The organism is Nocardia sp. NPDC004340 (assembly GCF_053602575.1).
This window is the reverse complement of record NZ_JBSGDW010000012.1, coordinates 41288-63205: the sequence shown is the minus strand read 5'-3', so window position 1 is coordinate 63205 and position 21918 is coordinate 41288. Positions and strand designations below refer to the sequence as shown.

General features: G+C 67.1%; 19 protein-coding genes. 13 read left to right on the top strand and 6 right to left on the bottom strand.

Annotated features, from left to right (window positions below):
• Positions 1 to 2: 2 nt before the first annotated feature.
• Positions 3 to 1466 carry a M20/M25/M40 family metallo-hydrolase gene (locus ACWEOI_RS31480; RefSeq protein ID WP_452361940.1) on the top strand — a complete coding sequence of 488 codons (1464 nt, stop codon included), beginning with the start codon at positions 3 to 5 and terminating at the stop codon, positions 1464 to 1466.
• 261 nt (positions 1467 to 1727) lie between these two features.
• Positions 1728 to 2567, top strand: coding sequence for an alpha/beta hydrolase (locus tag ACWEOI_RS31475; protein ID WP_452361939.1), 840 nt, complete (start codon positions 1728 to 1730; stop codon positions 2565 to 2567).
• A gap of 6 nt (positions 2568 to 2573) precedes the next feature.
• On the opposite strand, the gene ACWEOI_RS31470 is transcribed toward ACWEOI_RS31475, so the two are convergent.
• On the bottom strand, positions 2574 to 4019 hold the full coding sequence (locus ACWEOI_RS31470; protein ID WP_452361938.1) for a metallopeptidase: 1446 nt from the start codon (positions 4017 to 4019) through the stop codon (positions 2574 to 2576).
• 90 nt (positions 4020 to 4109) lie between these two features.
• Here ACWEOI_RS31470 and ACWEOI_RS31465 point away from each other — a divergent pair, with 90 nt between their 5' ends.
• The 3 genes from ACWEOI_RS31465 (at position 4110) to ACWEOI_RS31455 (ending at position 7484) form a co-directional block, all read left to right on the top strand.
• Positions 4110 to 4934 carry a methyltransferase domain-containing protein gene (locus ACWEOI_RS31465; RefSeq protein ID WP_433673432.1) on the top strand — a complete coding sequence of 275 codons (825 nt, stop codon included), beginning with the start codon at positions 4110 to 4112 and terminating at the stop codon, positions 4932 to 4934.
• A 74-nt stretch (positions 4935 to 5008) separates the two neighbouring features.
• Positions 5009 to 6307, top strand: coding sequence for a hypothetical protein (locus ACWEOI_RS31460; RefSeq protein WP_452361937.1), 1299 nt, complete (start codon positions 5009 to 5011; stop codon positions 6305 to 6307).
• A 343-nt stretch (positions 6308 to 6650) separates the two neighbouring features.
• Positions 6651 to 7484, top strand: coding sequence for a hypothetical protein (locus tag ACWEOI_RS31455; protein WP_452361936.1), 834 nt, complete (start codon positions 6651 to 6653; stop codon positions 7482 to 7484).
• A 140-nt stretch (positions 7485 to 7624) separates the two neighbouring features.
• On the opposite strand, the gene ACWEOI_RS31450 is transcribed toward ACWEOI_RS31455, so the two are convergent.
• Positions 7625 to 8278: a hypothetical protein gene (locus ACWEOI_RS31450; protein ID WP_433666990.1), complete on the bottom strand. Its 654-nt coding sequence runs from the start codon at positions 8276 to 8278 to the stop codon at positions 7625 to 7627.
• A 445-nt stretch (positions 8279 to 8723) separates the two neighbouring features.
• Positions 8724 to 10130 carry a selenium-binding protein SBP56-related protein gene (locus tag ACWEOI_RS31445; RefSeq protein WP_452361935.1) on the bottom strand — a complete coding sequence of 469 codons (1407 nt, stop codon included), beginning with the start codon at positions 10128 to 10130 and terminating at the stop codon, positions 8724 to 8726.
• A 633-nt stretch (positions 10131 to 10763) separates the two neighbouring features.
• Between ACWEOI_RS31445 and ACWEOI_RS31440 the strand changes: the two genes are divergently transcribed.
• The gene (locus tag ACWEOI_RS31440; protein ID WP_452361934.1) at positions 10764 to 12194 is read left to right on the top strand and encodes a gamma-aminobutyraldehyde dehydrogenase; all 1431 of its coding nucleotides are present in this window, start codon (positions 10764 to 10766) and stop codon (positions 12192 to 12194) included.
• On the opposite strand, the gene ACWEOI_RS31435 is transcribed toward ACWEOI_RS31440, so the two are convergent.
• Positions 12175 to 13689: a PucR family transcriptional regulator gene (locus tag ACWEOI_RS31435; RefSeq protein WP_452361933.1), complete on the bottom strand. Its 1515-nt coding sequence runs from the start codon at positions 13687 to 13689 to the stop codon at positions 12175 to 12177. The two genes, ACWEOI_RS31440 and ACWEOI_RS31435, sit on opposite strands and share 20 nt — an antisense overlap.
• An 82-nt stretch (positions 13690 to 13771) precedes the next feature.
• On the opposite strand from ACWEOI_RS31435, the gene speB reads away from it, so the two are divergent.
• From speB to ACWEOI_RS31405, 6 genes are all read left to right on the top strand, one after another.
• Positions 13772 to 14767, top strand: coding sequence for an agmatinase (gene speB / locus ACWEOI_RS31430; protein ID WP_452361932.1), 996 nt, complete (start codon positions 13772 to 13774; stop codon positions 14765 to 14767).
• Positions 14764 to 16236: an APC family permease gene (locus tag ACWEOI_RS31425; RefSeq protein WP_452361931.1), complete on the top strand. Its 1473-nt coding sequence runs from the start codon at positions 14764 to 14766 to the stop codon at positions 16234 to 16236. Before speB ends, ACWEOI_RS31425 begins: the two co-directional genes overlap by 4 nt.
• Entirely contained in the window at positions 16233 to 17861 is a 1629-nt protein-coding gene (locus tag ACWEOI_RS31420) for a N,N-dimethylformamidase beta subunit family domain-containing protein (RefSeq protein WP_452361930.1), read from the top strand. Before ACWEOI_RS31425 ends, ACWEOI_RS31420 begins: the two co-directional genes overlap by 4 nt.
• Positions 17858 to 18238 (top strand): cupin domain-containing protein, encoded by a 381-nt coding sequence (locus tag ACWEOI_RS31415; protein WP_452361929.1) that lies wholly within the window; start codon positions 17858 to 17860, stop codon positions 18236 to 18238. Before ACWEOI_RS31420 ends, ACWEOI_RS31415 begins: the two co-directional genes overlap by 4 nt.
• Positions 18239 to 18360: 122 nt before the next feature.
• Complete coding sequence (locus tag ACWEOI_RS31410; RefSeq protein ID WP_452361928.1) at positions 18361 to 18933, top strand: hypothetical protein; 573 nt, start codon at positions 18361 to 18363, stop codon at positions 18931 to 18933.
• A gap of 542 nt (positions 18934 to 19475) precedes the next feature.
• Positions 19476 to 20156 carry a maleylpyruvate isomerase N-terminal domain-containing protein gene (locus tag ACWEOI_RS31405; protein ID WP_452361927.1) on the top strand — a complete coding sequence of 227 codons (681 nt, stop codon included), beginning with the start codon at positions 19476 to 19478 and terminating at the stop codon, positions 20154 to 20156.
• 16 nt (positions 20157 to 20172) lie between these two features.
• On the opposite strand, the gene ACWEOI_RS31400 is transcribed toward ACWEOI_RS31405, so the two are convergent.
• Positions 20173 to 20364 (bottom strand): DUF397 domain-containing protein, encoded by a 192-nt coding sequence (locus tag ACWEOI_RS31400; RefSeq protein WP_452361926.1) that lies wholly within the window; start codon positions 20362 to 20364, stop codon positions 20173 to 20175.
• Positions 20361 to 21308 carry a helix-turn-helix domain-containing protein gene (locus ACWEOI_RS31395; protein WP_452361925.1) on the bottom strand — a complete coding sequence of 316 codons (948 nt, stop codon included), beginning with the start codon at positions 21306 to 21308 and terminating at the stop codon, positions 20361 to 20363. Before ACWEOI_RS31395 ends, ACWEOI_RS31400 begins: the two co-directional genes overlap by 4 nt.
• Positions 21309 to 21784: 476 nt before the next feature.
• On the opposite strand from ACWEOI_RS31395, the gene ACWEOI_RS31390 reads away from it, so the two are divergent.
• On the top strand, positions 21785 to 21916 hold the full coding sequence (locus tag ACWEOI_RS31390) for a hypothetical protein (protein WP_452361924.1): 132 nt from the start codon (positions 21785 to 21787) through the stop codon (positions 21914 to 21916).
• Positions 21917 to 21918: the final 2 nt, after the last annotated feature.

Below are 21918 nucleotides of genomic sequence, written 5' to 3'. Positions count from 1 at the left end.
CCATGACCAGCACCGCGCCGACCGACACGCCCACCGTCGACGACGCCACCGCCGAGCGGCTGGCGGGGGCGCTCCGCTGCCGCACCGTCTCTCACGAGGACCACAGCCGTATCGACCCGGGCGAATTCGAACGCCTCACCGGCCACCTGGAGAAATGCTTCCCCCTGGTCCACGCCCATCTCACCTGGGAGAGCTTCGGCCACAGCCGCTTGTACCGCTGGGCGGGCAGCGCGGCGGCCGAGCACCTGGCGGGCGGAGCCGGGCAGGCGGCGAAGGCAGCCGACGTTGGGGCGGCCGGGAGCATGCGGCAGGGGACGCGCACCGGAGAGCCCGGCGCTGAAGCCGTGGCCGCGATTCTGCTGGCGCACATGGATGTCGTGCCCGTCGACGACCACGACGGCTGGCCGTATCCGCCGTTCGGCGGGATCGTGGACGACGAATTCATCTGGGGGCGTGGCGCGATCGACGACAAGAGCCGGATGATCGCGATTCTCGAGGCGGTCGAAGCGGCGCTGCGGGACGGCGTCGAGCCCACGCAGACGGTGTATCTCGCGTTCGGCCACGACGAGGAGATCTTCGGGGCCGACGGCGCGGGACAGATGTCGCGGCGGCTGCGGGACGCGGGGGTGCGGGCCCGGCTGCTGGTGGACGAGGGCGGTGTCATCACCGTCGGCGTCGCCGAAGGCATCGACGTACCGGTGGCCACGATCATGGTGGGCGAGAAGGGCTTCGCGACGGTCCGGCTGTCGGTCACCGATGTGGGCGGGCACTCGTCCATGCCGGGACGGCAGACCGCGGTCGGGCGGCTGGCGCGGGCGGTGGCCCGGATCCAGGACCATCCGTTCCCGCTGCGGCTCACCCCGGTCGCCGTCGACATGCTCACCCGGGTGCGGAAATTCGTGACCGAACCGCGGCGCACCCTGCTCGGACTGGTCAATGTGGCCGGGCCGATCGCGGCGCGGGTGCTGGCCGCCCGGCCGCAGACCGAGGCGCTGGTGCGGACCACCACCGCGCCCACCGTGATCAGCGGCGGGGTCAAGTCCAACGTGCTGCCGCAGCGGGCCGAGGCGTACGTGAATTTCCGTATCCTGCCCGGTGATTCGGTGGCCGGTGTCCTGGCGCACTGCCGGAAGGTGGTGCGCGACAACGGAGTCACCATCGAACTCGACGGCACCTGCTCCGAGCCATCGGCCAACCCCAGCGCCGGACCGGATTTCGAGGTGGTCGCCGATGTGGCGCGCGCGGTGGTGCCGGGGCTGGCCGTCACCGTCGGCGTGGTTCCCGCCGCCACCGACTCCCGCTACTACGACGATCTGGCGCGGACCCGCTGCAACTTCGCGCCGATCATGCTGTCAGCGGCCGACCTGGAACGCATCCACGGCACCGGCGAACGCATCTCCCGCGCCAACTACGCCCGATTGATCCGGTTCAACCGGCTCCTCATCGACCGCATCGCCACCTTCTGACCCGAGCCCGGCACTACCGCCGCCGGCAGCGCACCCGGGCGCATCGGCCCCTCCGAGGCGTCGGCCTCGCGTCCGACCCGCGTGAACGCCGTCATCCCCGCGCCGACTGCCACGCCCACGGGTGCGAACTTCGCGGTCCCGCTCCGCGCCGCGCCGGATACGCAAGAATGGCTTCGCCGGAGGGTGACAATTCGGGCGCACGTCGTCGTGGACGGGCGTTCCCGCCGGCACGGTGACCATTCGACCCCGAAGGGAGCGGCGATGACCCGCACGGAGACCGGTGAATTCCAAGGCGCGGGCGGGCGGGTGTTCTGGCAGGCGTGGCTGCCCGACACCGAACCGCGCGCGGTGGCCGTGATCGTGCACGGCTACGCCGAGCATTCCGGCCGGTACGCCCATGTCGCGCGGCGGCTCACCGAATCCGGGTTCGCCGTCTACGCGCTCGACCACACCGGCCACGGCAAGTCCGAGGGCGCCCGCGCCAATATCGGCTCGCTCGACACCGCCGCCGACAATGTGCGCACCATGCTCGCCACCGCCACCGGGCGTCACCCGGGACTGCCGAAATTCGTCATCGGCCACAGCATGGGCGGGCTCACCACCGCCTACTTCGCCACCCGCGACCAGCCCGAGGTGGACGGCCTGGTGCTGTCCGCCCCCGCGATCGACATCGAGGCCGGCAATGCCGTGCAGCGCCTGGCCGCGCCGCTGGTGGCCAAGTACCTGCCGAACGTGCCTGTGGTGAAACTGGATTCGAAGCTGGTCAGCCGCGACCCCGAGGTGGTGCGCGCCTACGACGACGACCCGCTGGTGCATCACGGCGGCGTGCCCGCCCGCACCGCCGGAGAGATGCTGCGCGCCGGGGAGTACGTCAAGGCGCACCTGGATCGGCTGACCGCGCCGCTGCTGGTCCAGCACGGCAGCGCCGACGGCCTCGCCTCACCCACCGGCACCGACAAGGTGGAACGCGACGCCGCGGCCAAGGACAAGACGATCATCCGCTACGACGGGCTCTACCACGAGATCTACAACGAGCCCGAGCAGGACAAGGTACTCACCGACGTGGTCAACTGGCTCGAGGCGCACCTGCCCAACGCCTGACCGGGCTCACCTGTAGGTCTTCAGGCAGGCGTCCTCGCCGTCGAGGACGCCGGTCCGGAACGCTTCCAACCGGACGAAACCGCTGGGTACCACCGCGCCGTTGACGTCGGCGGCGGCCAGGCCGTCCATCAGCAGTCCGGAGACGGCGGCGTCGAGATCGGTTGCGGACAACTGCAGATCGCTGCCGGGGCGACTCAGCTTGGTGCTGTAGGCCCCGGAGAAGCAGGCGGCGCGCAGCCCGGCGGTGTCGGCTCCGGAGATGGCGAGCCGGCGGGCCTGCTGCACGGCGATCATGTAGCGCGAGACGAACACCACGAAGGCGTTGTAGTCACCGCCAACGGTCGCGGAGAAGAGGTCGCCTGTGTCGCCAGTGGCCGCGCGCTTTGCCAGGCTTGGAATGTCGGTGCCGATCACATTGGTGGTCGGGCAGTACGAAACCGGCTGGGTTACGGTCACTTTCGGGCAGGCCCGGGTGACTCCGCTGTAGTCGAAGGCGGGCGCGGGCTGGATCGGATAAGTGCGGATCAGCGACTGCGCCACCAACGCCAGATCGGGCTGATCCACCGGCAGCTGGCGTTCCTTGTCGCCCGGCTGGAAGCTCGTCGGCAGGGTGCCGCGGCGCTGCTTCAGTTCGGCGCGGGTGATGCCCTTGCAGGCGGTCGCGCCGTCGGTGTAGCCGATCTGGACGGCGGTGACCCGCTCGAACGCGGTGCCGTGCTCGTCCTGCGACGCGCCCGGTTCGCGGTCGCGGAAGGAGATCACCGCGGCCAGTACGCCATTGAGGCCCTCGGTGGTGTTGAGGGTGAAGTGGCGCGCATTGCCTTCCGCCACCGCACGCAGGAAGACGCCGGCGAAGCAGTCGGCCTGCTGTTCGCGGACCACGGTCGGGGTGAAGAAACCGTTCAGCTTGGCCTGCGCCTGGATCGAATGGCCGTACTCGTGGGCGAGGACCATGACCACCGCCATCGGGCCGAACTTCTTCACCAAGCCGGGCAGCAGGGTGCCACGGTCGAAGCCGATGGTCTTGTCGACACCGCAATAGGCGGCATTGACTTGCTGAAACGTACTGCTGCGGCAGAATTCGACGGCCTGGGCGCGCGGGGCGGTGGAGTCCCAGGAAATGAACCGGGTCACCGGTTTGAACGCGCCCGGAAAGGTTTTGGCGTACTGGCCGTTCCAGTAGTCGGCGATATCCGCGATGGCATTGAGGGCCAGCTTGTCGACCGCGCCGCCGTCACCGTTCTCGGCCGTGAGGTTCGCGTCCGGCACCCCGGACCGGGGTCCGCTGGGCCCGGCGGCCGAGGTCTGGCCCGCCACCACCCACGGGTTGTCCGTCACCGGTGCCGAAACCTGCTGCGAGGCGGGGCTTTTCACCGATGAGCAGCCGACCGGGGCCACCCCCGCGACCGCCAGCAGTACGACCAGTCCCCGCCGAATCCGCGACGTCCCCATCTCGCCTCCCACACCGCTCGGGACAAGTATCCACCGAGATATCGCGCGAAGTCCCCGGTCCCGCAACGACAGTTCGTGACACAGTCGAGGATCATGAGCGACTATCGCGGCCTGAACCGGGCCAATTGGAACGATCGCGCCCCACTACACGCCGATTCCCTCGACTACCACTTCGACGACTTCCGGACCGACCCGTCCTTCCTCAGCCATGTGGTGCGCTTCGACCTGCCACGGCTCGGCGACATTCGCGGGGTCGACGCCGTGCACCTGCAATGCCACATCGGCACCGACACGCTGTCGCTGGCCCGGCTCGGCGCGACCGTGACCGGACTCGACTTCTCCCCCGCCTCGCTGGCCGAAGCCCGCAAGCTGGCCGACGCCGCCGCCACGCCGATCGAGTACGTCGAATCCGATATCTACGAGGCGGTGTCCGCGCTCGGCGGGAGGCGGTTCGGGCTGGTCTACACCGGGGTCGGCGCGCTGTGCTGGCTGCCCGACATCCGCCGCTGGGCCACGACCGTGGCCACGCTGCTGCGGCCCGGGGGCCGCCTGTTCCTGCGGGAGTACCACCCGGTGCTGTGGTCGATCGACGAGACCCGCACCGACGCTCTGACGATCGGCTACCCCTATTTCGAGACCGCGGAGCCCATGGTGTTCAACGACGAGACCACCTACGTCGAAACCGATTCCACGGTGGCCAACACCATCACGCACGAGTGGAACCACGGCCTCGGCGAGATCGTCGAAGCCCTGCTGCAGGCCGACCTCACCCTCACCCAGCTCGTCGAACACGACAGCGTCCCCTCGAACCCGTTGCCCGGCCGCATGGCCCACGACGAGCAGTGGGAATGGCGACTGATCGAACACCCCGAACGCCTGCCCCTCAGCTACACCCTGCAAGCCCGCAAAGGCTGACCGGCCACAGAGGGAACCGGCATCGACCCTCCCGCGTCCAAGTACTCGGAAGCTGGACGACGGGAGGGACGCCGATGGAACCGGAAGCCTTGCGGCGCAGCGCCCGCCTGAGCCAATCGGGCGCCGAACACGACCAGGCCCGCCTCACCGACCGAACCACCGACCCCGACTACATCGACCAGGTCGAAGACTTCACCCGGCTCTCCCACCAGCAGATCCACGACGCCGCCCAAGCCATGAACCCCGCCGACATGCATACTGCCGCCGACACCTGGGTCACCATCGCCGACAGCATCTTCGGCGCCGTCACCACCCTGCACGCTGCCGTCCACACCGCCCTCGCCGACAGCATGACCGGCCACCTCGCCGACGCCGCCGCGGCCGCCGCCCGCCGCTTCGTCCAGGACGCCACCGACACCGCCGAGATCGCCCACGGCACCGGCCACCGCATGATCGCCGCCGCCTTCGGCGCCGAAGCCCTCCGCAAAACCGTGCCCCCACCGGTGACCCAAGGCTCCCAATCCGACCGAGACGAGCAATATCAGCTCGCCCTCGCGGCCCTGGACGCCAACTACACCCCGATCTATCCGCCCGCAGGCTCAGGAATCCCGGCGTTCTTCACGATCACCACACCGGGCGCCGCCGATGCCTCCGGGAACAGCAGTGGCGCAACGGATCCGAGTCCCGCCTCCGATGCGCGAGCCATTACCACGCCAGGGTTCACTCCGAGCCTGGACGCGTGGCGCAATCCGGCCGACCTCGATACCCACCGGCCACACGCAGGTGAGGAGACCGCCTCGGCCACCAATTCCCCATTCGCACAGCACATCCCCCAGGATCAAGCCGCCACCGACGAGCCGGACGCGCTCCATCGCAGCGCGACCGACCCCGGCGCGGATCGGTGGCGACCGGACACCGATCCCGATCACCGCTCGACCACGCCACCGACCACCACCGAAACCCACCCCACGGCGACCCTCCCGACCTCGACGACGCCCGCCGACGATCCCACCCGTGCAAGCCGGCCCAGCTCCCGCATCGGCTCGCCATCGAACCGATACTCCCCCAACCCCTTTCCCGACCTCGCCCACAGCGTCCGGGGCCCGACCGTGCCCGAGCCGACCACCCAGCCCCGCCCCCTCACACCACAGCTTCGCCCCGAATCTCCCGGCACCGCCATACCGCCGGGTATGTTCGCTCCGGGCACCCGAACGACCGCTCCCGAATCGGCCCACACCTGCCCGCCCTGGTTGATCCGCAATCGCGAGGACGAGCTACTCGGCAGCCCACTCCCGCACGTCCCACCCACGCTCGGAGCCGAATTCCCCTCCACCCGAATCGACCCCGCACGCACGCCGGACGACCACCTCTGACCCGCGGGCCGAGAATGGCCTGCCGCGAAATTCTCCGCCCAACGGGTTTTCTCCGCCCAACGGGTTTTCGCCGCCCGACCCGGAAGGCGTGCATTCGTACCGCATGGGTTCGGAACTGGATCCCGGGGGTTGATGGTGGACATGTTCACCCACGATCCAGGGTGCTGAACAGCCCGGAAAGCCCTGGTGACGGGCTGGTTCGAACCTTTCACGGCACGCTCGACCATCCGAGACGCCCCTGTGATCCGAATGCGAATCGACAAGATCTCTGGATTGTGAAGGGTGATACATGGACACAGGCAAGCACAGAAAGATCAGTCCGCGTCAACAGAAGGTGGGGTCGATGGTAGTGGCGGGAGCGGTTCCCGTTGTTCTCACTCTGGTGGGTAGCAGCGGTACCGCGAACGCCGAGCCCGGCCGCTACGTTCCGGGGAGCCCGACCGAGCACGGCAGCCACGTTGCCTTCGTGGCCGACGACCCGGATTCAGGCGAGGCGACCCCCGCCGTGCAGGCAGAGCAGACGAAGCAGCCCCCGACCTGGCCCGCCGCGCAAGTGCCGAATGTGCGCCCGTACCTGGGAACGCGAATCCCGGACGACACGCGCAGTTCGCTGCAGTGGGCACGGCCGGTACCGAAAAGCGAGTATCTGTCGCCGGTCGAGTTCCTGCACGCCCCGGTCCCGGTCGCGCCGGTGCCGCCGATCGCGCCGCCGCCGGGCATGTTGCGTTTCGGCAACGTGCAGGTCGAGGCGCCGGATTGGCTGCCACGGGAGCCCGCCATCCAACTCAACGACGCCGCGGCGGTCACCGAGGCCGATCTCGCAACGTTCCTCGACTCGGTCGGTATGGAACGCACTCGCTCCGATCGTGTTGCGAGTCAGACCGTCGGCTCCGCGGCGCTCGGTGCTGCCGCAGGCGCAGTGATGGCGAGCCCGTTCGCACTGATCGGCGCAGGTTTCGGCGGTGCACTCGGTCTGGCGATCGGCTTGCCGTTCGCACCGATCGGTCTCGCCGCGGCGCCCATCGGCGCCGCGTACGGCGCGGCCCTCATGGCGGCACCGCTCGCCGCCATCGGCGCGGGAATCGGCGCGACTCTCGGCGCGACGCAGGCCCTCACCGCACCCCCGCGAGCCCTCGGCCCAGCTGAGGCCGCCACCGACGCACCCGCGACCGATTGACAGAGTTCCACTTTGTCGAACCGGTCGCGATACCGCCTGAAATGCACCGGCAGATATATCGGCTGCCGCACGCGGCCCCTTTGGCCTGTCGATTTGTGACAAGTCGAAGGGGCCGAGATATCGGAGACACCGGCCGTGTGTCAGGACTCCGCGGCGTCGTCGGCCGGCTCGGCCTCGGTCTCCGGCTGCCGGTGCGCGGCCAGGAACTCGTCGACGATGCGAACGTGGTCGTTGTGGGTGGTGCGGGCGGCTCCGACCAGCCGACCGTAGGCGATCGGGCCGACCAGTTGCGCGACCACCGCGGCCACGTTGTCCGTACCGATCGCCGCACGGCCGTCCTCGGTCGCGAACAACTCTTCGAACGGCTGGCGGTAGTGGTAGTTCAACGCCAGCCGGAACATGTCAGCTTTGCTCAGCTGCGCGCTCAAATCGACCGGGGTGCCGGCGGCGAGCCAGGTCAGGGCCACCTTGCGCACCGGCGCGGCATGGATGACCTCGGCCTGGCGGTCGAGCAGCTCGATCAGCCGGTCGCGCACCGGCCCCGCGCCGGGTGCGGTCGCCACAGGCACCAGGGCGCGGTGCAGCGCGGCTGTTCCCGCCATGACCCCCTTGCCGAGGTACTGGTACATGGAGTTCTTGGCGGCCTTCTTCCGCTCGCCGTACACGTAGATCGCCAGCGGCTTCAATCCACCCGATTTGACCAGCGTCACCACCGCGCGCAACTGATCGGCCCGTGTCATCGGCGCCTGCGGGGTCTCCGCCTGGCGGGTGTCTTCGGTGGTCTCGGTGGTCATCGGGGTCCTTTCGTCCACAACCCGCCGCGACTGCTCCGGCAGGAAATCCATCACCGATCTTACGTACGATCGTTTCACACACTTCGCCATGCCAGCGGGGGTCAGGGGTCGAACCGATTTCCCCATGTCCAACCCACTCTCGGAGCCGAATTCCCCTCCGCCCGAATCGACCTCGCACCCGCGGACGACCTCTGATCCGCGGGCCGAGGATGGCCTGCCGCGAAATTCTCCGACCAACGGGTTTTCGCCGCCCGACCCGGAAGGCGAGCGTTCGTACCGTGTAGTCGACCTGAATCCGCATCACAACAACTTCCGACCGGCGAGCACGGTAATCGAGCGCGCACTCTTGCTCGCTCCATCCAGCTTGGATGCGGCCCGCGCTGGAAACCTCTGCGGCGAGTGAGCCGTGCCCGCATCGGGTTGCGTCGTCGGCGGGGCGGTCCAGCTAGCGGTAGCAGTAGGAATCGGAGGAGGCGTCACCGCCCTGGAGGCGCACCTGGTGCACCCGCAGACCTCTGAAGTCCTCGTCGTGTGGGAAGAACGACTCGTCGATGGTCATTCCGCCGTCGGGATCGGTGTGCAGCACGGCCATCCAGGCGCCGACCCCATCCGGGTAGAACTGGTCGTCCCACGTGCCGTAGAGCGAGTTGGTGAGGTAGACCCGCTGACCGTTACGGCTGATCTCGACCATCTGGGGGCCACCCGCAAGCGGCTGGTTCGGCGCCGCCGGGTGGGCGGCGCGGCCCACGATCCCGCCCAGCCGGACGGACCCGGTCTGTTTCGGGCTGGCCGGATCGCGCACGTCGAACTGCTTGAGCTCCCCGGTGCCCCAGCACGAGACGTAGAGGTACGCGTCATCAACCGACAGGTCGATGTCGGTGACCAGCGGCGGCACCGCACCGAACGGTTTCAGTGCCGGTGGCAGCAGGTCGGGATCAGCCGGCTCGGCCGGGATGGTGATCGCCTTGTCGACCGCCCACACATCGCCGTCGTGGTGCCAACGCCACACGGAGGCCGACAAATCCTCGGTCGAGATCACCACGCCGACGAAACCCCAGGTGGCATCCGGATCGTGCGAAGGGCGCAGCTCGAGTGCCATCTGGTTCTGTTCCCCGAGATCGACCCGCTGCTGGTGCCGACCGGCGGTGAGGTCCCAGAAGTGGATCGCGTGGCCGTACTTGTTGGCCAGCAGCAACTCCGGCTGCAACCCGTCCTCGATCATGGACGGAGTGCCCCACTCACTGCTGATCAGGGTGTTCTGGTTGAGATGCCACCAGGCGTCGTACGCGAGGTATTGCGGCCCGCGGTCGTTCTCCCACTGCCGCAACACATCGAACGTGCCGTGATCGAGCAGCGCGATCCCGCCCGGCCCGTCCGATCCGTCTGCCCCACCGAGGCAGGTCAGGAAAACACCGTCCGGCCCGCAGTGCAGCGTGTGCGGGCGGGAGTAGCCGGCCTTCGCCGCGAGCTCGGAGCTGTCCACGATCTTGGAAAGGGTGGGCCGACGTGGGTCGGGCTGGGTGTCGAACACGTACAGGTGCGACGAGCGCAGACCCGGCACGATCAGGTAGCGCCGAGCCAGCCCGTCGATGTGGTGGCCCTCGTGCTTGAGCGCGCTGCTGCAGACGTTCCAGCCGAAATGGTGCAGCTCGTTGCCCAGGTGGGGCACCTCGGTCCAGCCCACCACCCTGCCGTAGGTGGCCGAGCCCGGATCCACATCGACTACCGACAGCGCATCCGGCTGCTGTGCCGCCCGGTCGAACGCAACAACGTAGGCGAGCCGCTCCGGTGGCGCGGCAGCCGCCTCCGCTGCACTCCGATAGAAGGTCGGGTCCAAGTCTGAATGATCCATTTCCAGCCTCCTTCGCATCGATAAGCGGAGACTCACGCACGTCGCCCGATCTGGCGTATCCGAGGTGGGGCGACCCGTGTAGTCGCAATGGCGCGGACAGGCATTAACCAGTCTCGGCCTTTCGACGTAGATCCACCAGCTGGTCAGTGCTGCAACCGCGGTCGTCGACTGACTCGGTAGCGCTCCGCACTGGTATCCAGGTGTGCCGCACTCTGACCGGGGCCAAGGCTACGAGATGGCCGAACACGCCACGTTCACCCTTCGCGACCGGCGTATCGGTCTGTTTCTGCGACCCGGAGAACCCTTGTCGACACACCAGAATGGGACAGCCCGAGTCGCCTCGGGGGCCGTCGATCTTCCGCAGGACCACGCTGGCCGGTTCGGTCAGCGGGAGGGGGTATTCCGCCACCGAAACGGACAACCTCCGAACATCCTGGAGCCGAAGCCGCCGAGCGGGGAGCCGGGCCAGATCGTCGCCCTCACGCTCGCAGATCACTCGCATCGGCACGGTCCAGGACGGGGCTGACGTGGTGTCGAATCGACCGCCTGACGGTTGTACATGACGTCGTAGCGCGATGTGGGCTACCACCGGCAGACTCGATTTGATCACTCCCTACAAGGATGGACAGAAGCATGGCGAGTCGTGTGCTCGAGAACTTCATCGACGGCAAGTTCGTGGCCTCGGAATCGACGGACACACTCGAGCTGGTGAATCCGGTTGACGAGACCGTCACCGGTCGCGTGCCGGTGTCGACCGAGGCCGAGGTCGATTCAGCAGTCATGGCCGCCGCACGGGCTTTCCAAGCCTGGGGCAGAACTACGCCGGGGGACCGCCAGACCGTTCTGCTGAAGCTGGCCGATTCCATCGAGGCGCACAGCACCGAACTGGTCGAGGCGCAGTGCCGCAACACCGGTCAGCCGAAGGCCGTGATCGCCGCTGAGGAGATCGCGGCGGGGGCCGACCAGCTGAGGTTCTTCGCCGGCGCGGCCCGTCTGCTGGAGGGTAGGTCCGCCGGAGAATATGTCGACGGATTCACCTCGTACGTGCGTCGCGAGCCGATCGGCGTGGTCGCGCAGATAACACCGTGGAACTACCCGTTTCTCATGGCCATATGGAAGATCGGTCCGGCGCTCGCCGCCGGGAACACCGTGGTACTCAAGCCGAGCGACACGACGCCGGAGAGCACGCTGGTGCTGGCGGGACTGACCCGAAGTCTGTTGCCGGACGGGGTTTTCAACGTGATTCTCGGCGACGCGAGGACAGGCGCGGCACTGGTGGCGCATCCGGCGCCGGGTTTGGCCTCGATCACCGGATCGGTGCGGGCCGGCATCGCGGTCGCGGAATCGGCTGCGCGCGGGCTCAAACGCTCTCATCTCGAACTGGGCGGCAAGGCTCCGGCAGTAGTGTTCGCTGACGCCGATCCCGAGTCCACGGCAGCCGGCATCGCGCAGACGGCATTCTTCAATGCCGGCCAGGATTGCACCGCTGTCACTCGCGTGCTCGTGCACGAATCCATCTACGCGGATCTGGTGGAAGCACTGGTGAGGAGTGCCCAGCGTCTGCGGCCGGGGCCGCCCGAGCATCCGGACAGCTTCTGCGGACCGCTCAACAATGGCCGCCACTTCGACTCCGTATTGGGCAAGCTGGCCGCACTGCCTTCCCACGCGACCGTCGTGACTGGTGGAAAGAGGTTGGGCGAGAAGGGTTTCTTCGTCGAGCCGACGATCATCACGGGGGTCCGTCAGAGTGATCCGATCGTGCAGGAGGAGACCTTCGGTCCCGTGCTGACGGTGCAGTCGTTCACCGACGAGGCTCAGGCCGTCGCTTTCGCCAACGATGTGCCCTATGCACTGGCGTCAAGTGTCTGGACCCGCGACCACGGCACTGTCGAGCGAATGGCGCGCGCGCTGAATTTCGGTGCGGTATGGGTGAATTGCCACATGGTGCTGACCGCGGAGATGCCGCACGGCGGATTCAAGCAGTCCGGCTACGGAAAGGACCTGTCGATCTACAGCGTGGAGGAATACACCCGTATCAAGCACGTCATGAGCGCTCACCACTGATCGGTGCGGCGAGGGTGTCCCGAACTTGCAAGGCGAGCCACAACTCATGCCGCGTGGCTGCGGGATCCAATGACCGCGCCAGTAGTTTTTCGATCTTGGAGATCCGGTTGCGGACCGTGTGACGGTGCACGCCGAGCCGCTCGGCTGTGACATCCCAGGTTCCGTTGGTGTCGAGCCAGGCTCGGAGTGTGCTGACCAGCTCACCGGTCTGATCGGCGAGATCGATCGACGCAAGAGTGTTGTCGGCGAACGCGGTGAGCACATCGGGAGAGGCGATCGACAGCAGCAGGCTGCTGGTGCTGTCTTGCCGTGAGGTTGCCGGGCGCCCGAGCCGAGCGCTCACGGGAATCAGCGAACGCGCCTGCTGTACAGACAACGCCGCCATTTCGGGTGCGACAGTGTCGCCGATACCCACCGGGTTACCGGCGGCGAAGCGACGCAGTAGCAGCGGCAGATCCGTTCCGTCGATCACTATCGCCTCCACGCCATCGCCCACGGTGCGAACCAGACCGCCGGGTAGTGCGTACGCCAGGTCAGCTGCGAGTTCTTCGATGCGCCCCGGCGAGGGCTGAATGGCCAGCCCCACGACCGAGCCGGTGCGAATGCCGAACTGGTCGAACATGTCTCGAACAGCGGATGCGCTCGCGCCGGGGGCGAGGACCCGATCGAGCGTCTGTGCCCGGGCGCGCCGCTCGGCGTCACCCGCCAGGTACCGTTGCTCGAGTTCGAGCGTGACCAATGAGGTCAACGCCGACTTCATGAGCCGGATTTCGCGGGCATCCGATTCGACCAGCAGGGCGTACCCTCGCACCCGCCGCGCGCCGACCGGTTGCACGCTGAGTGTCCGTCCGTCGACATCGGTCACCGAGCTGCCGCGCAGCCCGTGGGGTGCCACCTCGTCGATGAGCTCGCGCGCGGCATCCAGCAGCCGGTTCGTCCCGGGGCCCACGGTGGCGATCGCCCGGCCCAGCGGATCGGTGATCAGCGCGGGCAGTTCGGTCGAGTCGAACCACACCCCGATCAATCCATCCAGGCCGCTGCCCGATGCGGCCGCGACCGTCAATTTTCGCTGCACGGTCAGCGTGCGTTCGAGTTGCTGCCGGTCTTCGGCGGCATGCGCCGCGAAAACCGCCTTGGTGACGGCGATGAACGGAGTCTCGTCCGGCACCAGCAACAACGGAATCCCCTCCGCCTCAGCGGCTTCGATCAGGGCGGCCGGCGCTTGGCGATAGGGCAGGCCGTGACCCAGTCCCAGCGCCAGCGCGCTCGCCCCGCTGCCGACGACGTCACGCACGAAGTCGCGACATTGTGTCTCGTCCATGGACAGCTGGAGTCCGGCGGTCATCAGCAGTTCGCCGCCCTGGAGCCAATTGCCGGGCCGCAACAACTCGGTGACGTGAGCGGCATCGATCACGCGGTGGATCGCTTCTCGTCCGGCGATCAGCTCGAGTCGCAATTGTGGCTGTTCGAGCAGGTCCGCGACGGTCAAAGGCATAGACGCAGTGTCCAACAAATCCTCCGGTATTTCTACATCGCGTCGATGGGTAGTGGGCTCGGTGCACAACTAGCCTCTTGCCATGTCTTCCCAGCAACCCCTCGGCTCGATCGATGCGAGCCGAGTTCCCCGGTACTGCGGGCCGGCCACTTTCGCCCGGCTGCCAGGTATCGACGAGGTCGGCAAGGCCGACGTCGCGATCGTTGGAGTTCCCTTCGACACCGGGGTCAGCTACCGTCCCGGAGCGCGCTTCGGCCCGGGACATGTCCGCGCGGCCAGCAAGCTGCTGCGGCCGTACAACCCCGCGCTGGATGTCCATCCGTTCGCGGTCCATCAGGTCGCCGACGCAGGGGACATCGCGGTCAACCCGTTCGACATCGACGAGGCGGTGGCGACCATCGAGAGCGAGGCGCGGGGCTGGCTGGCGAAGGGGACCCGCCTGCTGACCATCGGCGGTGATCACACCATCGCGCTACCGCTGTTGCGTGCGGTCGCCGCCCAGCACGGTCCCGTCGCCGTCGTGCATTTCGACGCGCACCTCGACACCTGGGACACCTACTTCGGTGCGCGCTTCACCCACGGCACCCCGTTTCGGCGCGCCGCGGAGGAGGGCCTGCTGGATCCGCGGCGTTGCCTGCACGTCGGCGTGCGCGGCCCGCTGTACAGCTCCGACGATCTGCGATCCGACGAGTGCCTGGGTTTTCAGGTGGTGCACGCCGACGACTATCAGTACGAGGGCGTGGTGCGGGTCGTGGAGCGCATGCGCCGACGACTCGGCACGGGTCCGGTGTACGTGTCGGTGGACATCGACGTGCTCGACCCCGCCTTCGCCCCCGGCACGGGCACTCCGGAAGCAGGAGGTCTGTCCAGCCGTGAGCTGCTGGCCACCCTGCGCGGGCTGGTCGGGCTCGACATCGTGGGCGCGGACATCGTGGAGGTCAGCCCGGCCTACGACCACGCCGAGATCACCGGAATCGCCGCCGCGCACACAGCCTATGAACTGCTCTCGGTGCTGGCATGTAACCGAGCAGCCGCCGCCGAGCATGCCTCGCCGCGCGCGGAGAGGGTGCGCCCGTGAATGCCCCTGAATCTGGTGCGTCGCAAGAGTCTTCCACCGAACTCGGGTCAGGTGTCATCGGCTCCACCCATCTTGTGTTCTTCGTTTTGTCCGCCGCCGCACCGCTGACGGTCATGGCCGGTTTCGCCGCGCTCGGATTCATGGTCGCAGGCCAAGTCGCGCCCGCTGGATACCTGATCGCGGGAATTGTCTACGCGGTGTTCGCGGTCGGCTTCACGGCCATGAGCAAGCACGTGCGCAACAGCGGCGCGTTCTATGCCTATATCAGCCGGGGTGTCGGACCAACTGTGGGGGCCGGCGCGGCCATGGTCGCCTATCTTTCCTACGCCCTCGGTCAAATTGGATTCCTCGCTGCCACAGGAGTTTTCGGATCGGCGGCGATTTCGATGATCACCGGGGTCTCCGTGCCGTGGCAGGTGACGGCGGTCGCACTCGGGCTGATCGTCGCGCTGCTGTCGTATCTGAAGGTCGACATCGGCGCGAAGGTGCTCGCGGTTTTGTTGGTGACCGAGGTGGCGATTCTGTTCGTACTGGCCGTCGCCGTGTTGATCCGCGGTGGCCATGAAGGGCTTTCGGCGGGCAGCTTCAACCCCGCGCACCTGATGACTGGATCGATCGGCGCGCTGTTCGCGATCACCTTCGTGGTGTACATCGGATTCGAGCAGACCGCCATCTACAGCGAGGAGGTCCGAGACCCACACCGCACCGTCCCGCGTGCCACCTATATCGCGATCGGCGTGCTGGCGGTGGTCTACACCTTCATCTCCTGGGTCATCCTCATGGCCGCGGGCCCGAGTCGGCTGGCCGCGCTGTTGGCCGGTGAACCGTCCCAGCTGGTTTTCGACCTCAATACCGAATATGTCGGCGCGACAATGACTTCGGTCATGCAGGTGCTGATCATCACCAGCTTTTTCGCGGGCGCGCTCGCACTGCAGAACGCTGGAGCGCGGTACCTGTTCGCGCTCGGCCGGGACGGTGTGCTGCCGGCGTGGTTCAGCCGTGCCGGGGCACGCACCAAGACCCCGAGTTCGGCGGGGCTCGCACATACCCTCGTGGTGACCGGTACCCTGATCGGCTTCGGCCTGACGTCGCTGGACCCGTACAGCCAGATCGTGCTGTGGACCAACACTCCGACACTGGTCGGCGTCATGGTGCTCGAAATCGCTGTCTGCGCAGCGGTGATTCGCTATCTGCGGCCTGCCCCGGGCGGAGAAACTCTGTGGCAGAGGCTGATCGCACCCGGGTTGGCCGCAGTGTTCCTCGCCGTCGTACTGGTGCTGCTCATGCAGAACATGCCGATGCTGACCGGGCTCGGACCGATGGGCAACGCGATCATGCTCTCCCCCTTGGCGGTGGGATTCCTCCTCGGAGCCGGACGAGCGTTGTGGCTGCGCGCCGCGGCGCCTGATCGATACCGGCAGCTGTCCGGCGGTACCGAAGTCCTACTCACAGCAGAGGTGGCTCGATGACTGAACAACAGCGGTTTCCGCGACACGCCTGGACCGTACCGGGCTGGCAGTGCGAAGTCCCCGGTGGCGATCCATCGTCACCCGAGATCTGGTGCTACACAGACCAATTCTCCTATACCGCCGGGGACACGGTCGCGGTGCACGTGCACACCACCGCGGACCGCTACCGTCTCGAAGTGGTGCGCGACGGCGCGCACCCGGAGACCGTGTACCGGCTCGAAGATCTGCCAGGCGAGTCCCATCCAACCCCGGCCGACAGCTATACCGTCGGCTGCGGCTGGCCCGTCGCCGCGCGCATCCCCGTCGACCCGCAATGGCGCTCGGGCCTGTACCTGGTGATCGTGCGTATCGAGGTCGAAGGCCGGAGCTACGAGCGCGAACACTTCTTCGTCCTGCGGGCGGCCGTCACCGGACGCACCCGGCACGCGCTGTTGCTCACCACCGCGACGATGACCGCCTACAACGACTGGGGCGGCGCCAACCACTACCGCGGTCTCGGTGACGACCCGGAGATCGACGTCCCCGCGCCGGTGGTGTCCACCCAACGCCCCATCGCCCGGGGGATGCTGCGCAAACCCGTCGGCGCACCGCGCAGCCGACACGAATACACCCCGCCACCGTTCTGGCAGCCGCACCACGAAGCCTATGAGTGGGCGTTCGCCAACGGCTACTCCCGCCATCACGCCGACGCGTTCTGGGCGACCTACGAACGGCCGTTCGTGGTGTGGGCCGAGAACCACGGCTACGACTTCGACTACCTGACCCAGCACGATCTGCACTTCCGCCCGGAATCACTCAGTGACTACCAATGTCTGGTGATTGTCGGTCACGACGAGTACTGGACGGCCGAAATGCGGGACACCGTAGACGATTTCGTCGACAGCGGGGGCAATATCGCTCGTTTCGCCGGAAACTTCCTCTGGCAGGTCCGCCTCGACGACACCGGTGCCACCCAGACCTGCTACAAGCTCCCCGCCTTCGACCCGCTCTACGAAACCGATCCGAGCCGGGTCACCACCGTATGGGACGCTCCGATCGTCGGCCGGCCCGGCGCGCAGACCATGGGTTTGACCGGTTTCGGCGGTGTGTACAGCCGGTACGGCAACGCGGTGCCGCGCTCCAGCGGCGGATTCACCGTATATCGGCCCGAGCATTGGCTTTTCGAAGGAACCGACCTGTACTACGGCGACGTGATCGGTGGCGCCCCGGTCTGCACGGCGGCGTTCGAGCTCGACGGCGTCGACTACACCTTCCGGAAGGGGCTGCCCTACCCGACCTTCGAAGACGGCGCCCCGGAGACCCTCGAGATCCTGGCGCTGGCCCCGGCGGTGGTGGGCGCGGAGGACCGGTGGAACGCGGAGGTCCCGCTCGGCGCACCGGAGTTCGAGGCGGAAATGATGCTCCCGTTCATCTATGGCGACGACGTACCCGAATACCAGCGCGATCGACGTTACGGCGCGGGCATGGTCGGCGTCTTCACCCGCGGCGCGGGCACTGTCGTCAACGCCGGGTCGTGCGAATGGGTCAACGGCCTCATCGAACGCGACTTCTTCACCGAACAGATCACACACAACGTACTGCGCCGGCTCGGCGCGGCCCCGCAAGCGGAAAAGGAAAACTCATGACCATCGGTGTCAAGGATGTGCGCGCCATCGGTTTGGGCATCGGCACGCGGGTAGTGCCCGAGTGGCCCGAAGGGTGGACCGCCTCCCCGGACTGGGAGGAAGTCGAATGGCGCGGCTGCTCCGACGCCACCGGCCGCATGATCGGCAGCGCCTGGGAAGGTCAGACGGGCATCTTGCACGTGGTCGACTACCCGGTCGACGAAATCTGCGTACTGCTCACCGGCAGTGTCGCGGTGACCGACGACTCCGGCGAGCGGCGAGTGTTCCGGGCCGGTGAGGCATTCCTGTTCCCGCGCGGATTCACCGGGCAATGGGAGACTCTCGAACCCTCCTCGAAGATCTTCGTCGTCCTGGAACCCGCCCCTGAATCCGCGTAAACCCGCGGTCCTAGAACGAGATCGAGGCAGACCGTCACGCAACCGGATTGTCTCCGATTTCCTTGCCGCACAGTTTATTTCGACTAGCGGCACAGCAACGAAGTAACAACCAAGGAGATCCAGTGAATCGCCGCACCCGTATCATCGTCGCCTCAGCGGTGGCCACGACTTTGATGACCCTCACGGCAGAGGCGGCCACGGCCGCACCCGCACCGACCACTCTGACGGCCGGAGAAGCCGAGCCAACCCTCCTGAGCGCCGATTCCCGGAACAGTCCCGCACCGTCGACGCCGTCGGCGACTGAGATGACCGCAAATCAAGCTGATGCCACCGCGGCACAGCTTGTTTCACCGTTCGCCGCGGTTGCGACTCCAGTTGCGGCGATCGACGGCTCCGATCCACAGGCCGATATCGACTATGCGCTGAGTCAGGCAGGCAATGAGTTCATGCTGGCCGCGACCATGGGCACCATGGCCGGCGGTGTTGTAGGGCTCGTGGGCGGATGCGTCATCGGCGCGATCGTCGGTGCGATCGGCGGCTGCCTCCCCGGGCTGGGGATCGGGGCGGCCGTGGGCCCCATCATCGGTGGCGTGGTAGCCGGCGTCCCGGCCGGACTCGCGGCATTGGCACAGGCGTACAACACGTTGCACGCCGTCGGTGATATCAGCGCCCCGCTCGCAGCTCAGGTCGGCTGACATCGGAGGAACGAGCGAACGCTCCACCCGCGGCTCTGCCTGAAATAAGAATCACGCAAGCGAAACAACCGGCTCGTCGATACGGGCCGGTTGTTGTCCCGCCCCGAGTATCCCGTCCACATTCACTTCAACGATGCCGTGACCACATCCTCCCGATGTCCGGGACAACCTCGGACTGGACTCGCGATTGCGCTAGCCGTGATGGTGTCGTCAGGTGTACCTCGGTAGAGGTCGAGCCAAGTCAGCAGATGCGCAAGAACGCCCTTCGTTCGGCAGAAGCGGACCCTCAGCACCGCACCGGGTCCTGGCCTGTCGGCGTCCCGCGCCGGCCGGTTCGGTCAGCGCGGTATGCGGTGCGGTTTCAGGCGGTCATCGCGACACTTGTTCGAGTGCTTCTGATGGTGTGCGGAATCCGAGGGTTTGTCGAGTCCGTTGAGTTCGCCGCCCCGATGGTGTCGAGGTCGGCCTGGCTGTAGGCGCGCAGGTGTGATCCTCATCCGACGGGTACGCCGATCCTCCCGTCGCCGCCCTAGGGTGTCCGCATGGGGAGAGATGACATCCTTACCGGGTTCCGCCAGGAGGCGAAGGCACTGGTCCACGTGGCATCAGGGCTCTCCGAAACCGAATTCGCCAAGCCGACACCCTGCGCGCCGTGGACGGTCACCGAGTTGCTCGCCCACGTGGTCGCCGGGATCGAGCGTGTCACCGACGGCCTGACCGTCCCCGAACCGGCCACGGCTCCACTGAACGCCGCCAACTACTACAACCCGCGAATCTTCGACGCGCAGGCCAATATCGAACGCGTGGCCCTCGCCCAGCGCGGCGCCACCGCCTACCCCTCCGGCCGAGCCGTCGTCGCGGCACTCGACGCCGCCTGGCCGCTCGCCCACGACTCCGCCCGCCGCGAACCCGACGACCGCCGAGTAATGACCCGCTGGAACATCGGCATGGGCCTCACCGACTTCCTCATCACCCGCGTGGCCGAACTCGCCCTCCACGGCCTGGACCTCGCCACCGCCCTCGACCGCGCGCCCTGGACCACCCCGGAAGCCGCCGACATCGTCACCAGCCTGCTACTGGTCTCCGGCAACCCCGACGACCTCACGCCCCTGGGCTGGGACCCCATGACCTACCTCGCCAAGGCCAGTGGCCGCGCACCACTGACCGCCGACGAGGCAGCGCACATCGAACAGGTTGGCGTGGAATGGATTCCACTCGGCTGAGCCGCGCGTCCCCGCGTCAGCGATCCCAGATGCGACTGCCGAGGAAGGCGTCCCACTCGGAGCCGGCGAAGAACAACTCCGGGCCACCGGGGTTCTTCGAATCGCGAACGCCGACCTCGCCGTCAGCGAAGCAAACCTCCACGCAGGTTTCGGAGGCCTTCGACCGGGTCGATTTGAACCATCTAGGCCCGGATGACTGGCTGCTCACGCCTCGCACTCCTTCGCGATCCGCACAATCATGTCCGCTGTGTCGCTTTCGCTCAACGCTACCGCCCTGATCCGGTCCGCCGCCTCTCGATATTCCTCGACGACATCCGGTTTGGAGTGATAGACGCCCGCGGAACCGCTTTCGAGGTAGACCACCGGCGCGTCCACGACATTGCTGCTCAGTGCCGGGAACTGAACCAGGGTGAATGGCTGGATAGCCAATCCCTTGTGGGAGCCGGCCGCGAACGGAATGAGCCTGACGCTGATGTTGTCGCGCCGACCCGCATCGGCGAGCCACCGCAGCTGTCCAGCCATCACTGCTGGGCCACCCGGCTGATGCCGCAGGACTGATTCCGACATGAGCAACTCCAGGCGGAAGTCGGTATCGTTCAACCTCTTTTGCCGATGGACGGCGAGCTCGACGCGGCGCTCGGTGTCGACAATGGACAAATCGGGGTCATCGATTCGAGCCATCGCGCGCCGATAGTCGGGAGTCTGCAAAAGCCCGTGAACCAGCACGTGCTGATAGCTGACAACCCGATGGGCGGCGGCTTCGAGACGCAGGTAGCGGGGCAGGTGGGCGGCGACCTGGTCGGCGTACGGCTGCCAGTACCCTCGCGAATCACCCTGCTGCTGAGCGATCTTCTCCTCGGACCGGACCTCGCCCCAGAGACGCAGCGCCTCCTCGCGGTCCAGCGCCGATGCCCCGTAGAACCCGAGCAGCCGTTCGATGTCGTTCGTGCTGGCATTCGTCGGATATCCATTTTCCATGCGCACCACCGTCTGACGCGACTTGTCGATCTCGAGCCCAGCGGCCAAGGGCTTCTTGCCACTTCGAGTTCTGAGACCCCGGAGATACGAACCGAACGCAATACGAGAAGCAGCCAAACCAGTCATTCGATCAGCCTCGCTATCTGGATAGATGTCCACGATGGCTACGTCCACGATCACCGGTGTCCACGGGCGATAACGCTCACCGTGGACACTTCAGCCTAATCCGTGGACAGGTCACCATGAACCCAATTTCCGCGACCTCTCGGGTGTCTACTGGGACATGCACCGAGCGGTGACAGCGCGCAGCCGCTCGGGCATTCAAACCATCACCAGCGGTACGTAATTCGAAGGGATTCCGTAATGCTTTGGGACACTTGGGCGCTGCTGTCGATTCTCGCTCTCTGCCTGGCCGTGATCGGCTGGAGCTTGTGGGGTTTCTACCGGGATGAGCATCCGGGTGGTGAGGCCCGGTTTCTCCGACTGTGTCTCGACGGTTCGAGGTATGTGGAGGCGCCGGCGAGCGGGCGAGCGGGGCGTCGGCACCGCGGTCGGCATCGGTCCGGGCGGTGACGACGTTGTCCCGGACCACATCTCGCGTAAGCCATCATCGACTGCCGCTGACGCCGTCGACGCAGACTTCCGACAGCGTGAAGATCCTGTTGTGGCCACATCGGCTGTGCGCCGAAGGCGATGGCCACCGGCCCGGTTCGTGCAGCGCGCGCAAGCAGCTACTCGCCATCGCCCGTGAGGCCGGATGGTCCTGGGTCGAGGGCGTGTGAGT

What these genes read in the sequence shown, in the direction of transcription:
- ACWEOI_RS31415 (WP_452361929.1), top strand. Translation starts at nt 17,858, where the DNA reads ATGACCATCGGTGTCAAGGATGTGCGCGCCATCGGTTTGGGCATCGGC.
- ACWEOI_RS31450 (WP_433666990.1), bottom strand. Translation starts at nt 8,278, where the DNA reads ATGACCACCGAGACCACCGAAGACACCCGCCAGGCGGAGACCCCGCAG.
- ACWEOI_RS31475 (WP_452361939.1), top strand. Translation starts at nt 1,728, where the DNA reads ATGACCCGCACGGAGACCGGTGAATTCCAAGGCGCGGGCGGGCGGGTG.
- ACWEOI_RS31420 (WP_452361930.1), top strand. Translation starts at nt 16,233, where the DNA reads ATGACTGAACAACAGCGGTTTCCGCGACACGCCTGGACCGTACCGGGC.
- ACWEOI_RS31445 (WP_452361935.1), bottom strand. Translation starts at nt 10,130, where the DNA reads ATGGATCATTCAGACTTGGACCCGACCTTCTATCGGAGTGCAGCGGAG.
- ACWEOI_RS31480 (WP_452361940.1), top strand. Translation starts at nt 3, where the DNA reads ATGACCAGCACCGCGCCGACCGACACGCCCACCGTCGACGACGCCACC.
- ACWEOI_RS31405 (WP_452361927.1), top strand. Translation starts at nt 19,476, where the DNA reads ATGGGGAGAGATGACATCCTTACCGGGTTCCGCCAGGAGGCGAAGGCA.
- speB (WP_452361932.1), top strand. Translation starts at nt 13,772, where the DNA reads ATGTCTTCCCAGCAACCCCTCGGCTCGATCGATGCGAGCCGAGTTCCC.
- ACWEOI_RS31455 (WP_452361936.1), top strand. Translation starts at nt 6,651, where the DNA reads ATGGTAGTGGCGGGAGCGGTTCCCGTTGTTCTCACTCTGGTGGGTAGC.
- ACWEOI_RS31440 (WP_452361934.1), top strand. Translation starts at nt 10,764, where the DNA reads ATGGCGAGTCGTGTGCTCGAGAACTTCATCGACGGCAAGTTCGTGGCC.
- ACWEOI_RS31460 (WP_452361937.1), top strand. Translation starts at nt 5,009, where the DNA reads ATGGAACCGGAAGCCTTGCGGCGCAGCGCCCGCCTGAGCCAATCGGGC.
- ACWEOI_RS31435 (WP_452361933.1), bottom strand. Translation starts at nt 13,689, where the DNA reads ATGCCTTTGACCGTCGCGGACCTGCTCGAACAGCCACAATTGCGACTC.
- ACWEOI_RS31470 (WP_452361938.1), bottom strand. Translation starts at nt 4,019, where the DNA reads ATGGGGACGTCGCGGATTCGGCGGGGACTGGTCGTACTGCTGGCGGTC.